Below are 13,633 nucleotides of genomic sequence, written 5' to 3' on the forward strand. Positions count from 1 at the left end.
CGGTTTCGGCCACTTAGCCAGTTTCCTGCAGACACATGACAACTTATTGCTTCGCTTCGAGCACAAGTATCAATGCCTCATCGGCCAGTTGATCGAGGCTCATGCTGCCGCCGGCACGAAACCAGGTGGTGGTCCAGGACAACGCGCCCGTGAGAAAACGGCGCGTGATGAACACATCGCCGCGGATAAAACCGGCCTCCTTGGCTTCACCCAGCACCTGCAGCCAAAGCGCTTCATAAATATCGCGCAGCGCCAGCACCTGCGCCTGCCCGTCTTCGGACAGCGAACGCCATTCATACACCAACACCGCCATGGCCTCGCCGCTGCCGCCCATGATCGACTGCAATTCGCAGCGAATCAGCGCCAGCACCCGCTCGCGTACGTTGCCGGCCTCGGACAGGGCGGCGTGCATCAACGCCGTGTTGTAGCGAATGGTCTCCTCCATCACCGCCCGCAGGATCTCGTCCTTGCTTTTGAAGTGATGAAAGATGCTGCCCGACTGAATGCCCACGGCACCGGCCAGATCGCGCACGGTGGTGCGTTCATAACCTTTGTTGCGGAACAGGTGAGCCGCCACTTGCAGCAGTTTGCCGCGGGCGCTGTCAGGGTCGGTCAATTGGCCGTTGTCGACCAATTCGCGCATGACCCCCAGGGCTTTTTGCTCGTCCACCCGTTCTCTCCTACAGTCGATCAATCAGATGCGCCGCCCGCCGCTAAAACAGCGGGGTTGCGCGGGCAATTTAAGCTGGCGACGGCAACCAAGCAAGCGCTTGGGCAGAAGATATTTCAGCCGTTTACAAACCAAGCGCTTGCTTGGTAGTCTCGATGCACTTCTGTCGGAGGTGGTTATGGAATTGGCTGCGCCTAAAACAATTCGCATCGGATGCGCCAGCGCGTTCTGGGGCGACACCTCGACCGCCGCCGCGCAACTGGTGGAAGGTGGACGCCTGGACTACCTGGTCTTCGACTATTTGGCCGAGATCACGATGTCGATCATGGCCGGCGCACGGATGAAAGATCCGCAGGCGGGCTATGCGGGCGACTTCATCGAAGTCCTCAGCCCACTGCTGGGGCAACTCGCCGAACAAAAAATCCGCGTCATCAGCAACGCCGGCGGGGTCAATCCACAGGCCTGCGCCGCCGCGCTGCAAGCGGCCTGCGACAAGGCCGGGGTGGCGCTGAAGATCGCCGTGCTGCTGGGCGACGACCTGCAACCGCAGTTCAAACAGCTGAGCAGCCGCGGCCTCCATGAAATGTTCAGCGGCGCCCCATTGCCACCGATGTGCGTCTCGACCAATGCCTACCTTGGCGCACCGGGCATTGTCGAAGCCCTTCGATTGGGTGCCGACATCGTCATTACCGGACGCGTCGTCGACAGCGCGGTGGTGAGTGCCGCGCTGGTGCATGAATTCGGCTGGCGGTGGCACGACTACGACAAACTGGCCCAGGCGGCATTGGCCGGGCACATCATCGAATGTGGAGCGCAGTGCACCGGCGGCAATTTCACCGATTGGCGCGACGTGCCTGATTACGAACACATTGGCTTCCCCATCGTTGAAGTCAGCGCCGACAGCCAGTTCATCGTCAGCAAACCCGAGGGCTCCGGCGGCCTGGTCACGCCACTGACCGTCGGCGAACAGATGCTCTATGAAATCGGCAACCCACAGGCCTATTTGCTGCCTGACGTGGTCTGCGATTTCACCCAGGTCAAACTCGTGCAACAGGGTAAAAACGCGGTTCAGGTGCATGGCGCAAAAGGCCTGCCGCCGACCGATCAATACAAGGTCAGCGCCACGTATCCGGACGGTTTGCGCTGCACCGCCAGTTGCCTGATCGCGGGGATCGATGCGGTCGACAAGGCGCGTCGAGTCAGCGAGGCCATCATCAACAAGACCTCGGATATCTTCAGCCAGCGCGGCTGGGCGCCTTACAGCGAAGTGAACATTGAACTGCTCGGCAGTGAGGCCACGTACGGCCCCCACGGCCAACGCCAGGACAGCCGTGAAGTGGTGATCAAACTCGCGGTGCGTCATCCGAGCAAACAGGCATTGATTGTGTTCTCCCGGGAAATCGCCCAGGCCGCCACCGGCATGGCGCCGGGGCTGACCGGGATTGTCGGGGGACGGCCGACGGTGTATCCGCTGATCCGGCTGTTCTCGTTCCTCATCGACAAAACCGCCTGCACGCTGGAAATTGAACTCCAGGGTCAGCGCCACCCGTGCGCCCTGCCCGCCGTCGATGTGCTCGACCCGGATGACTTGCCCATACCGTTCGACCCGCCGCACCCCACAGGCCGCGCCGATGCCAGCGTGGCCCTGATCAAACTCGCCGTGGCCCGCTCCGGCGACAAGGGTAATCACAGCAACATCGGCGTCATGGCCCGTGAGCCCGAGTACCTGCCATGGATCGCCGAGGCCTTGACGCCCGAGGTGATGGTCGACTGGATGAGCCACGTCCTCGACCCGGTACACGGACGTGTCGAGCGTTGGTATTTGCCCGGCACTCACAGTTTCAATTTTCTCCTGGAGAACGCCCTCGGCGGCGGTGGCGTGGCCAGCCTGCGAATCGATCCGCAAGGCAAGGCCTTCGCCCAGCAGTTGCTGGACATCCAGATTCCGGTGCCCCAGCGCATCGCCGACCAGGTCAATTAGAGGACTGTCGCCATGGCGTACGATTCGATTTTCAAAGCCGATCTGTTTGCAGGCCAAAACATCATCGTCACCGGTGGCGGCAGCGGCATCGGCCGCTGCACCGCCCATGAGCTGGCGGCGCTCGGTGCCCATGTGCTGCTGGTCGGGCGCAAGGCTGACAAGTTGAAAAGCGTGGCCGCCGAGATTGCCGAGGACGGAGGCAAGGCGGATTGGGCCACCTGCGATATTCGTGAAGAAGAAGCGGTCAAGCAGCTGGTCAGCGAGTTGATCCGCAAGCACGGCCCGATTCACGGGCTGGTCAACAATGCCGGCGGGCAATACCCGTCGCCGCTGGCCTCGATCACTCAGAAGGGTTTCGAAACCGTGATGCGCACCAACCTGGTGGGCGGTTTCCTGATGGCCCGGGAAGTGTTCAATCAGTCGATGAGCAAACACGGCGGCGCCATCGTCAACATGCTCGCCGACATGTGGGGCGGCATGCCCGGCATGGGCCACTCGGGGGCGGCGCGTTCGGGCATGGACAACCTCACAAAAACTGCTGCCTTCGAATGGGGTTATGCCGGGGTGCGGGTCAACGCGGTAGCGCCGGGCTGGGTGGCATCGAGCGGCATGGACACCTACGAAGGTGCGTTCAAAGCAGTGATTCCGACCTTGCGCGAACACGTGCCGCTCAAGCGCATCGGCACTGAGTCCGAAGTCAGCGCGGCGATTGTTTTCCTGCTCAGTCCGGCGGCGGGGTTCGTCAGCGGCAGCACGTTGCGCATCGACGGTGCGGCGAGCCTTGGCGGTCGGGCGTGGCCGATTCACAAGGCGCAGAACAGTGAATCGTATAACGGCTTCCATCGGGCGTATTTGCCCGACGTACTCAAGGACAAGGAGTAAGCCATGCCGGTGATCCAGTCACACGTGGACCCGTTCAGCGAACAGTTCGCCCAGAACCGCACGGCAATGCTGGTCGGCATCGAGCAAGTCCGTCAGCTCGAACAAAACCTGCTGAACAAGGCAGCCGAGGCCAAGCCCAGGTTCGACAAGCGCGGCCAGTTACTGCCCCGTGAACGCCTCAATCTACTGCTCGACCCCGGCGCGCCGTTCCTCGAACTGGCGAGCTTGGCCGGCTACAAACTGCACGACGACAAGGACGGCAGCTCGGCCGGTGGCGGCTTGATCGCCGGGATCGGCTACGTGTCCGGCGTGCGGGTATTGGTGGTGGCGAACAACAGCGCGATCAAGGGCGGGACCATTTCCCCCAGCGGCCTGAAAAAGTCCCTGCGCCTGCAACAGATCGCCATGGAGAACAAACTGCCGGTGATCACCCTCGCCGAGAGCGGCGGCGCGAACCTCAATTACGCGGCAGAGATATTCGTCGAAGGCGCCCGCAGCTTTGCCAATCAGGCGCGGATGTCGGCCATGGGGCTGCCGCAGATCACCGTGGTTCACGGCTCGGCCACGGCGGGTGGGGCTTATCAGCCGGGGCTCTCGGATTACGTGGTGGTGGTTCGCGGCAAGGCTAAGCTGTTTCTGGCCGGCCCGCCGCTGCTCAAAGCCGCCACCGGTGAAGTCGCCACCGATGAAGAACTGGGCGGCGCCGAGATGCACGCGCAAACCGCCGGCACCGCCGAATACCTGGCCGAGAATGATGCCGATGGCGTGCGTCAGGTGCGCGAGATCATCAGCCTGCTGTCGTGGAATGCGCGGTTACCCGTAGCCCCCGCAAGGTATTGGGAAGAGCCGCTCTACCCGATCGACGAGTTGCTCGGGCTGATTCCCGACGATCCGAAAAAGCCCTATGACGTGCGCGAAATCATCGCGCGGATTGCCGACGGTTCGAGCTTCCTCGAATTCAAGGGTGAGTTCGATCAGCAGACCATTTGCGGCCACTTGCACATTCAGGGTCGCACCTGCGGATTCATCGGCAACAACGGCCCGATCACACCCAAGGGCGCGAGCAAAGCGGCGCAATTCATTCAGCTGTGTGACCAGAGCCGGACACCGCTGCTGTTTTTCCACAACACCACTGGGTTCATGGTCGGCACCGAATCGGAACAGCAAGGCGTGATCAAACACGGCGCGAAGATGATTCAAGCGGTGGCCAACGCCCGGGTGCCCAAACTGACCATCGTCGTCGGCGGCTCCTATGGTGCCGGCAACTACGCGATGTGCGGCCGCGGCCTCGACCCGCGTTTCATCTTCGCCTGGCCCAACAGCCGCACCGCCGTCATGGGTGGCGCCCAGGCCGGAAAGGTTTTGCGAATCGTCACCGAGGCCAAACAACTCAAGGACGGTCTGGTGCCTGACCCGAAGATGCTCGACATGCTGGAACAGGTCACGGCGCAGAAACTCGACAGCCAGTCCACCGCGCTTTATGGCAGCGCCAACTTGTGGGACGACGGGCTGATCGACCCCCGGGATACCCGGACCTTGCTCGGCTACTTGCTGGACATCTGTCACGAGGCCGACGTGCGGCCATTGCAAACCAATAGTTTTGGCGTCGCGAGATTTTGATTGATCGTTCCCACGCTCTGCGTGGGAATGCAGCCCGGGACGCTCCGCGTCCCAAAAGCGGACGCAGAGCGTCCAAAGAGGCGTTACCACGCAGAGCGTGGGAACGATCGGGTCCGTCAGGAGAACAATAAAAATGATCTTCACCCAGGAACACGAAGCACTGCGTCGCACGGTCCGCCAATTCGTCGAGCACGAGATCAATCCTCACGTCGAGGAATGGGAAAAGGCCGGACGCTTCCCGATTCACGAGATCTTCCGCAAGGCCGGCGACCTCGGCCTGCTGGGGATTTCCAAACCGGAACAGTTTGGCGGCATGGGGCTCGATTACAGCTATTCGATCGTCGCCGCCGAAGAGTTCGGCACGATTCACTGCGGCGGGATCCCGATGTCCATCGGCGTGCAGACCGACATGTGCACGCCTGCCCTCGCCCGCTTCGGCTCCGATGAATTGCGCGAAGAATTCCTCCGTCCGGCGATTACCGGCGAACAGGTCGGCTGCATCGGCGTCTCCGAAGTCGGTGCCGGTTCCGACGTGGCCGGATTGAAAACCACCGCCCGCAAGGACGGCGACGACTACGTGATCAACGGCAGCAAAATGTGGATCACCAACTCGCCGAGCGCCGACTTCATCTGCCTGCTGGCCAACACCTCGGACGACAAACCGCACATCAACAAGTCGTTGATCATGGTGCCGATGAACACCCTGGGCATCAGCCTCAGTTCGCACCTGGACAAGCTCGGCATGCGCAGTTCGGAAACCGCCCAGGTGTTTTTCGACAACGTGCGCGTACCGCAACGCAACCGCATCGGCCATGAAGGCGCGGGCTTCATGATGCAGATGCTGCAATTCCAGGAAGAACGTTTGTTCGGCGCGGCGAACATGATCAAGGGCCTGGAATACTGCGTCGACAGCACCATCGAGTACTGCAAGGAGCGCAAAACCTTTGGCAACGCGCTGATCGACAACCAGGTCATTCACTTTCGCCTGGCCGAACTGCAAACCGAAATCGAATGCCTGCGGGCGCTGGTCTATCAGGCCACCGAGCAATACATCAAAGGTCAGGACGTCACGCGCCTGGCGTCGATGGCCAAACTCAAGGCCGGACGCCTGGGCCGCGAAGTCAGCGACAGCTGCCTGCAATATTGGGGCGGCATGGGCTTCATGTGGGACAACCCGGTGGCCCGTGCTTACCGTGACGTGCGCCTGGTGTCGATCGGCGGCGGGGCCGACGAAATCATGCTGGGGATCATCTGCAAACTCATGGGCATCCTGCCGGGGAAAAAGAAATGAGCGCCCTGCCGGTTTGCCAAACCTTGTTGTTGGAGTCGCATAACGGCGTGCTGCACATCACCCTCAATCGCCCGGAAAGCCGCAACGCCATGAGCTTGCAGATGGTCGCCGAGCTACGCGCGGTGCTGGCAGCGGTGCGTGATGATCGAGCCGTTCGGGCGCTGGTGATCGGCGGTGCCGGCGGGCATTTTTGTGCCGGCGGCGACATCAAGGACATGGCCAATGCCCGGGCTCAAGGCTCGCAGGCCTATCGCGACTTAAACCGAGCGTTCGGCGCACTGCTGCAAGAGGTGCAACACGCGCCACAAGTGGTGATCACGGTGCTGCAAGGCGCGGTGCTCGGCGGTGGATTGGGGCTGGCCTGCGTCAGCGATGTTGCGCTGGCTGATCACCTGGCGCAGTTAGGTTTACCGGAAACCAGCCTCGGTCTGCTGCCCGCGCAGATCGCGCCGTTCGTGGTCCAGCGCATCGGCCTGACCCAGGCGCGCCGGCTGGCACTGACGGCGGCGCGTTTTGATGGCACCCAGGCGCGGCGCATGGGGTTGGTGCACTTTGTCGAGCATGACGCGCAAGCCTTGGCCGAGCGCCTCGATGAAATTCTCGCCCATGTGTTGTGCTGCGCGCCGGGGGCGAATGCCACGACCAAAAAACTATTGCTGGCGAGTGCGGGACAACCGTCGGACGCGTTGCTGGATGAGGCGGCCGAGTGGTTCAGCGAAGCGGTGACCGGGGCTGAAGGAGTCGAGGGGACGATGGCTTTCGTGCAAAAACGTAAACCGGGGTGGGCCCTTTAAAAGCTTCGCGGGCAAGCCTCGCTCCTACAGATATCACCGACTGTAGGAGCGAGGCTTGCCCGCGAAGAGGCCATCACTTTCACCGCATCACTTGAGAGAAGACCCAATGCCCGGACTCAGCAAAATCCTGATCGCCAACCGCGGCGAAATCGCCTGCCGCATCCAGCGCACTGCCCACGCCCTGGGCTACCGCACCGTTGCCGTATTCAGCGATGCCGACGCCGACGCCCTGCACGTCCAAATGGCCGATGAAGCCGTGAGCATCGGCCCGGCCCCGGTGCAGCAGTCCTACCTGAACATCCCGGCGATCATCGACGCCGCCCGGCGCAGCGGTGCCGACGCGATTCACCCCGGCTACGGATTCCTCTCGGAAAACGCCGAATTCGCCCTCGCCTGCCAACACGCCGGCATTACCTTCATCGGCCCGAGCCCCGAAGCGATCGAGTTGATGGGCAGCAAGCGACTGTCGAAACTCGCCATGCTCGCGGCCGGCGTGCCGTGCATCAAAGGCTATCAAGGCGCCGAACAGGACGACGCGACCCTGAGCCGCGAAGCCGAGCGCATCGGCTACCCGCTGATGATCAAGGCCAGTGCCGGCGGTGGCGGACGGGGCATGCGTCTGGTGCACAGCGCTGGCGATTTGCTGGAACAGCTGCGAACCGCGCGCTCCGAAGCGCTGCACGGATTTGGCAGCGACGAACTGATCCTCGAACAAGCGCTGATCGATCCGCGCCATGTCGAGGTCCAGGTGTTTGGTGACCAGCATGGCAACCTGATCTACCTCGGCGAACGCGACTGTTCGATCCAGCGCCGCCACCAGAAAGTCATCGAAGAAGCGCCCTGCCCGGTGATGACCACCGAGTTGCGTCAGGCCATGGGTGAAGCGGCGCTCAAGGCCGGTCGTGCGGTGAATTACGTGGGCGCTGGCACCGTGGAATTCCTGCTGGATACACGCGGGCAGTTCTACTTCCTCGAGATGAACACCCGCCTGCAAGTGGAACACCCGGTAACAGAACTGATCACCGGCCTCGATCTGGTGGCCTGGCAACTGCACGTCGCCGAGGGCCTGCCGCTGCCTTTAAAACAGGAAGAGGTGCAGCTCAACGGGCATGCCATGGAAGTGCGTTTGTACGCCGAAGATCCGGCTCAGGGCTTTTTGCCGCAAACCGGTCGAATCGAGGCGTGGGAACTTGCGTTGCAAGACGGTGTGCGGATCGATCATGGCTTGATCGAAGGCCAAAACATCAGTCCGTTCTACGATCCGCTGCTGGGCAAAATCATCGCCCATGGCGCGACCCGTGAAGAAGCCCGGCGCAAACTGTTGCGGGCAGTGCAGGACAGCGTGCTGCTGGGCGTGCAAAGCAATCAGCGCTTGCTCGCCAGCCTGCTGCAACACCCGCAGTTCATCAGCGGCGAATTCAGCACCGGGTTCATCCCGAGCTGTTTTGCCGACCATCCTTGCCTGCATCCCGCGGTACCGAGCGCCGAAGAATTGGCGATTGCTGCTGCGCTGTTCTATCACGCTTCGGCGCAAGCTCATCCTGCCCCGTTGGCCGGTTGGCGAAACAACGCCAGCGTGCCCCTGCACTTTCAAATAGGCCTGGAGGATCAGGACTGGGGGGTGGAATTGAACGCAGCGCCTGACGCACCGTACCGGTTGTACGTCGGCAGCCGAACCCTCGAATTGACGGTCATCCAGTGCGACGGGCGCTGGGCAACGTTGATGATTGACGGCATCCGCCAACGCCATGCCTACCGCCTCGCGGCCGGGCAACTCTGGCTGTTCACCCGTCCCGGCAGCCTGCGACTGGTCGATCGCACCCAAGCGTTGGTCAGCAGCCAGGCCAGCGTCAGCTCCGGCACCCTCAAGGCACCCATGGACGGGGCGATCGTCGACGTGCTGGTCAGCGAGGGCAGCCCGGTCAGTAAAGGTCAGCTGCTGCTGGTGCTCGAAGCGATGAAAATGGAACACCCGCTCAAATCAGGCATCGACGGGGTGCTTAAACGCTTGCAGGTCCGGGTCGGCGATCAGGTGAAAAATCGTCAGATTTTGTTGGAGGTCGAATAAGCCGCTAGGCGGATCCGTCGGCTTTGGCTACGCTCAAGCCCTATCAGGACGCGGATACCAGGAACCCTGCGATGCCTCACTGGCTGGTGATCGATCTGGAAGCCACCACCGATGACGGTGGCTGGCCAGTAACGGAAATGGAAATCATCGAAATCGGTGCCACTCTGGTGGACCGAAAAGGACGCGAAGTGGATTATTTCCAGTGCTTCGTACGGCCATTGCAGCGGCCGCTGCTGACGCCGTTTTGCCGGGAACTGACGCACATCACACAAGCTAACGTCGACGCAGCGCAAACGCTGAGCGAGGTCTGGCCGTCATTCGAGCAATGGCTCGGGCGCCATCAATCGGTTCTGGAGGGCTGGGCCAGTTGGGGCGATTACGATCGCAAGCAACTGCTTCAGGAATGGCAGCGACTGCAACTGGACAGCGTTCTGGGTCGCGTGCCGCACATGAATCTCAAACAGCGCTTTGCCAAGGCCCTACGCCTGGAGCGCCCGCTGGGACTCAATGGGGCCCTGCAACTGGTGGGCATGCAGTTCAATGGCCAACAGCATAGGGCACTGGAGGACGCGCGCAATACGGCGCGTTTGTTGCCACAGGTTTTCCCCCAGGAGAGGTGACGGCATTCGAGGCCTTGTGCATACTGGCCGGCCCTTTTTAGCCCTTTTCGAGGAATCGCCCATGTTTAAAGTCAACGAGTACTTCGACGGCACCGTCAAGTCGATCGCCTTTGGCACCGCTGAAGGTCCTGCGACCATTGGCGTCATGGCTCCGGGCGAATACGAATTCGGCACCAGCCAGCGCGAAATCATGCACGTGGTGACCGGCGCCCTGACCGTCAAACTGCCTGACAGCAGCGACTGGGAAACCTTCGCCGCCGGCAGCCAGTTCAACGTGCCGGCCAACAGCAAGTTCCAGCTGAAAGTGGCCGTCGACACTGCTTACCTGTGCGAATACCGCGGCTAAAACCCCGGGGTTTCACAGCGACAAAAAAATGCCCGCGTCCTTTTGGGACGCGGGCATTTTTCATTCAGTCTGTTTATTCCAGGATCGTCACCGGCATACCGACTTCAAGTTGGCCGTTGCTGTCATTGACCAGGTTCTGCCCGAACATCGCGCCGTCGGCCTCGGAACGGTACTTCTGCAACGTGGCCAGAGGTTCGCGATCATCGCTGCGCTGACCGGTTTGCGGGTCGATGGTGGTCAGGATGCAGCGCGAACAGGACTTGACCACGCGGAACTCGACATCGCCGATGCGAATGCGCTTCCAGCTGTCTTCGGCATACGCCTCGCTGCCCTCGATCACCAGGTTTGGTCGAAAGCGCAGCATTTCCAGCGGGCGCCCGACCTTTTGCGAGAGGTCCTCCAAGGATGCCTGCCCGATCAGCAGCAGCGGGAAGCCATCGGCGAAGGCCACCTGATCGTCGTCCTTGCCGTAGCCCGCTTGCGTGGTGCGCGCGCGATCCAGAGGAATTTGCACCAGTCGCGTCGGCTTTCCGATGAACTCACTGACCCAGGCGCCGGCCTCATCACCGGCATCGGGCACCCGCAGACTGTCTTTGAAGATCGTCACGCCGCGCAGTTCAGCGTCGCTGGCCGGCAAGGCAATGTCGATCACTGAGCGCCCGGGAGCACTGAGGGTCAGGCCACCACCGGCATTCCACAGCGCCGACAACTGACTCATCTGCCCCACTGCGCGCTGGGTCAGGAAGCGCCCGCTGGCCTTGTCCACGAGCATCCAGCGTCGATCACCGTCCAGCCCCAGCTTGTCGAGGCTGACCTGTTGCAGGGTCTCGCCCATGCCGGATTTCAACGGATAACGGTAAAGCGCGCTCAGACGCAACATGGCCAGCTCCCTGGTGGGCAAAAAAAGCCACCCTATACGAGCTTGATCGCCGAATCAAAGGCTGAAAACCGATCTCTGCATGCCCGGTGGGAGCGGGCCTGTGTGGCGAGGGGATTTATCGAAACGTCGCACCGCCCCGTTCGGCTGCGAAGCAGACGCAAAACCTGCACATGATTTCCAACTGATGCGCCGCGTAAACACACTTGGGGGCAGCTGTGCTGCCCAACGGGGATAAATCCCCTCGCCACACAAACCCGCTCCCACAAGGACTGCGTCGTTATCAGGCAGGCACTTCATCGAGCATCAGGCGCTGGCGCACCACGTCGACGAGTTTGTCCGGCTGGAACTTGGAGAGGAAGTTGTCGCAGCCGACCTTCTTGACCATCGAGTCGTTGAAGCTGCCCGACAGCGACGTGTGCAGCACCACGTACAAGCCGCGCAGACGCGGGTCATTACGGATTTCGGTGGTCAGGCGATAGCCGTCCATTTCCGGCATTTCCGCGTCGGTAAAGACCATCAGCAGTTTGTCGGTCATCGACACGCCCGTATCAGCCCAGGCCTTGAGCATGTTCAGCGCCTTCAAGCCGTCGCTGGCGATGTGCATCTTCACGCCCAACTGGCCCAGGGTGTCGCGCAATTGCGACAGGGCTACGTTGGAGTCGTCCACCAGCAGCACTTCACGACCGCGAGCGCGTTCCAGCACCGGGTCATCGAGTTTCTCGCGCGAGACCTTGGCGTTGTACGGCACGATTTCGGCCAGGACTTTTTCGACGTCGATGATTTCCACCAACTGATCGTCGACCTTGCTGATGGCGGTCAGGTAATGCTGGCGGCCGGCGCTGGTGGGCGGCGGCAGAATGGCTTCCCAGTTCATGTTGACGATGCGGTCCACGCCGCCCACCAGGAACGCCTGCACCGAACGGTTGTACTCGGTGACGATGATCGTACTGGTAGGGCTCGGCACCAGCGGACGCATGCCGATGGCTTGGGACAGGTCGATCACCGGCAACGTCTGCCCACGCAGGTTGACCACGCCGCAGACAAACGGATGGCGCTGAGGCATCAGGGTCAGCTTCGGCAGTTGCAACACTTCCTGCACTTTAAAGACGTTGATTGCGAACAATTGCCGACCGGCCAGCCGGAACATGAGAATTTCCAGGCGATTCTCACCCACCAGTTGTGTGCGTTGGTCTACCGTGTCGAGAATGCCGGCCATTAATGACTCCTGAGCTTGTACTGATGAATTCACTAAAGTGGGTTATCGGCTGTTTTTGCCAGATCTTGACCCTAAGACAAAATGCCACGATCGGGCATTGATGTCACATTAACATCATGCTTTACTGGCACAGTGATTTCATCTGCTCCATCCCCTGCGGCGCGACCTCGGTTTGCACGTTAGGTTCCCCTGTGTAAGGGATTCCCCTAGTAACAATCAGGCCCAACCTGATATTCGCAATATCCAATAGCCATTAATGTGACGCCATTCTCATTGCATGAACGGAGTCAGGCTTTTGTGTGCGATCGCAGGTAAGTGGCCATCCACCCTCTCGAGTTCCCCAGCCTGCACCCAGGCCTGCCGGAGCGCGATCTCATGCCGGCACGGCAGCGTCGGGTCGCAGGACGTCTTCGTCGACACACACGACATCCCCTCATTTGACATGACGTTGTGGAGATAAGCATGCCGAACGACCCTAAACAGTGGGCTCAGCGCTTTCCGGAGTTCCTCGTCGAGGCAGAAACACTCCTGGCCAAATCGGAGGAGTGCCTTAGCCATCTGCAGTTGATCAGCAATGACAAGGACGCAATCGATTGCATGCTCAGCAGCCTCCTCAAATTGGCCAGCAAGGCCGATGCTCTGGCACTGGAAGCGGTATCCGAATTTTCGCTGCACATACACGGCTTGCTGAACCACGCCCAAAGTCACATGGAACTGCACGACCAGGCTCTGGGTGCGCTGAAGGACTGCTTCACGCTGATGGCCTGGCAACTCGAACTCATCGATCAAACCACCGGCCAACTCAGTCTGGATGACAGTGAACAGACTTCCCTGATCGAAGCTTTTGCTTTTCAGGTAGGACAAAGCCATTTTCAGTTACCGGTTAATTCCAAACCGTTCACGCTCGTTACCTATTCGGAGCGACAGGCTTAATTAGCCAGATAACAATGCCGTGTTGCGTATTCTTATTGCCATGATGCCGCTCATTAACTTGAGTGCGCTCATGTCGCAATTGAATATTTCATATCTGTCAACGACAGCTCGATACAAATAAACTACCCCTCCTTCGTAAACTTTTTCCATTGTGGAACTATCGTCCAGAGCTTTTAATTCCTGACCGAATAGACATATATAGCAGACGCGACCGACGGTATCTTAAGTGGTATTATGCCGACCATTAGTTGACGCCAATTAATGGCAAAGTGATTCCAGATGAGAGCGGCCCGAAAAGTTAAAGGCTGTAGTTTCAACCCTGGACTGCACTG

12 protein-coding genes are annotated in these 13,633 nt (G+C 60.6%); 9 read left to right on the forward strand and 3 right to left on the reverse strand.

Annotation, left to right across the window (positions count from 1 at the left end; translation table 11 throughout):
- Positions 1-43: 43 nt before the first annotated feature.
- Entirely contained in the window at positions 44-670 is a 627-nt protein-coding gene (locus ACYZTM_RS05675) for a TetR/AcrR family transcriptional regulator (RefSeq protein ID WP_461987519.1), read from the reverse strand.
- Positions 671-848: 178 nt separating this feature from the next.
- Between ACYZTM_RS05675 and ACYZTM_RS05680 the strand changes: the two genes are divergently transcribed.
- From ACYZTM_RS05680 to ppnP, 8 genes are all read left to right on the forward strand, one after another.
- Entirely contained in the window at positions 849-2,651 is a 1,803-nt protein-coding gene (locus ACYZTM_RS05680; RefSeq protein WP_461987521.1) for an acyclic terpene utilization AtuA family protein, read from the forward strand.
- Positions 2,652-2,663: 12 nt separating this feature from the next.
- Positions 2,664-3,533 (forward strand): SDR family oxidoreductase, encoded by an 870-nt coding sequence (locus tag ACYZTM_RS05685; RefSeq protein WP_461987523.1) that lies wholly within the window; start codon positions 2,664-2,666, stop codon positions 3,531-3,533.
- Between the two features lie 3 nt (positions 3,534-3,536).
- Entirely contained in the window at positions 3,537-5,153 is a 1,617-nt protein-coding gene (atuC, locus tag ACYZTM_RS05690) for a geranyl-CoA carboxylase subunit beta (protein WP_461987525.1), read from the forward strand.
- A 133-nt stretch (positions 5,154-5,286) separates the two neighbouring features.
- A complete protein-coding gene (atuD, locus tag ACYZTM_RS05695; protein WP_461987527.1) occupies positions 5,287-6,444 on the forward strand; it encodes a citronellyl-CoA dehydrogenase in 1,158 nt (385 codons plus the stop codon).
- Positions 6,441-7,238, forward strand: a complete 798-nt coding sequence (locus ACYZTM_RS05700) for an enoyl-CoA hydratase/isomerase family protein (RefSeq protein WP_461987529.1) — start codon at positions 6,441-6,443, stop codon at positions 7,236-7,238. The genes atuD and ACYZTM_RS05700 overlap by 4 nt, the downstream gene beginning before the upstream one ends.
- A 106-nt stretch (positions 7,239-7,344) precedes the next feature.
- Entirely contained in the window at positions 7,345-9,306 is a 1,962-nt protein-coding gene (locus ACYZTM_RS05705) for an acetyl/propionyl/methylcrotonyl-CoA carboxylase subunit alpha (protein WP_461987531.1), read from the forward strand.
- 71 nt (positions 9,307-9,377) lie between these two features.
- Positions 9,378-9,926: a 3'-5' exonuclease gene (locus tag ACYZTM_RS05710; RefSeq protein ID WP_461987533.1), complete on the forward strand. Its 549-nt coding sequence runs from the start codon at positions 9,378-9,380 to the stop codon at positions 9,924-9,926.
- 61 nt (positions 9,927-9,987) lie between these two features.
- A complete protein-coding gene (ppnP, locus tag ACYZTM_RS05715; RefSeq protein WP_054614024.1) occupies positions 9,988-10,272 on the forward strand; it encodes a pyrimidine/purine nucleoside phosphorylase in 285 nt (94 codons plus the stop codon).
- A 73-nt stretch (positions 10,273-10,345) separates the two neighbouring features.
- Here ppnP and ACYZTM_RS05720 read toward each other — a convergent pair whose 3' ends face one another.
- A complete protein-coding gene (locus tag ACYZTM_RS05720; protein ID WP_131060075.1) occupies positions 10,346-11,152 on the reverse strand; it encodes an MOSC domain-containing protein in 807 nt (268 codons plus the stop codon).
- Between the two features lie 280 nt (positions 11,153-11,432).
- Positions 11,433-12,368: a chemotaxis protein CheV gene (locus ACYZTM_RS05725; RefSeq protein ID WP_131060074.1), complete on the reverse strand. Its 936-nt coding sequence runs from the start codon at positions 12,366-12,368 to the stop codon at positions 11,433-11,435.
- A gap of 462 nt (positions 12,369-12,830) precedes the next feature.
- Here ACYZTM_RS05725 and ACYZTM_RS05730 point away from each other — a divergent pair, with 462 nt between their 5' ends.
- Complete coding sequence (locus ACYZTM_RS05730; RefSeq protein WP_131060073.1) at positions 12,831-13,301, forward strand: hypothetical protein; 471 nt, start codon at positions 12,831-12,833, stop codon at positions 13,299-13,301.
- Positions 13,302-13,633: the final 332 nt, after the last annotated feature.

The sequence above is a fragment of the Pseudomonas sp. MDT2-39-1 genome, assembly GCF_054898085.1.

Bases quoted from the DNA above. Each gene is read 5' to 3' on its own strand.
- ACYZTM_RS05720 (WP_131060075.1), bottom strand. From the start codon at position 11,152: ATGTTGCGTCTGAGCGCGCTTTACCGTTATCCGTTGAAATCCGGCATG.
- ACYZTM_RS05700 (WP_461987529.1), top strand. From the start codon at position 6,441: ATGAGCGCCCTGCCGGTTTGCCAAACCTTGTTGTTGGAGTCGCATAAC.
- ACYZTM_RS05680 (WP_461987521.1), top strand. From the start codon at position 849: ATGGAATTGGCTGCGCCTAAAACAATTCGCATCGGATGCGCCAGCGCG.
- ppnP (WP_054614024.1), top strand. From the start codon at position 9,988: ATGTTTAAAGTCAACGAGTACTTCGACGGCACCGTCAAGTCGATCGCC.
- atuD (WP_461987527.1), top strand. From the start codon at position 5,287: ATGATCTTCACCCAGGAACACGAAGCACTGCGTCGCACGGTCCGCCAA.
- atuC (WP_461987525.1), top strand. From the start codon at position 3,537: ATGCCGGTGATCCAGTCACACGTGGACCCGTTCAGCGAACAGTTCGCC.
- ACYZTM_RS05705 (WP_461987531.1), top strand. From the start codon at position 7,345: ATGCCCGGACTCAGCAAAATCCTGATCGCCAACCGCGGCGAAATCGCC.
- ACYZTM_RS05730 (WP_131060073.1), top strand. From the start codon at position 12,831: ATGCCGAACGACCCTAAACAGTGGGCTCAGCGCTTTCCGGAGTTCCTC.
- ACYZTM_RS05685 (WP_461987523.1), top strand. From the start codon at position 2,664: ATGGCGTACGATTCGATTTTCAAAGCCGATCTGTTTGCAGGCCAAAAC.
- ACYZTM_RS05725 (WP_131060074.1), bottom strand. From the start codon at position 12,368: ATGGCCGGCATTCTCGACACGGTAGACCAACGCACACAACTGGTGGGT.
- ACYZTM_RS05710 (WP_461987533.1), top strand. From the start codon at position 9,378: ATGCCTCACTGGCTGGTGATCGATCTGGAAGCCACCACCGATGACGGT.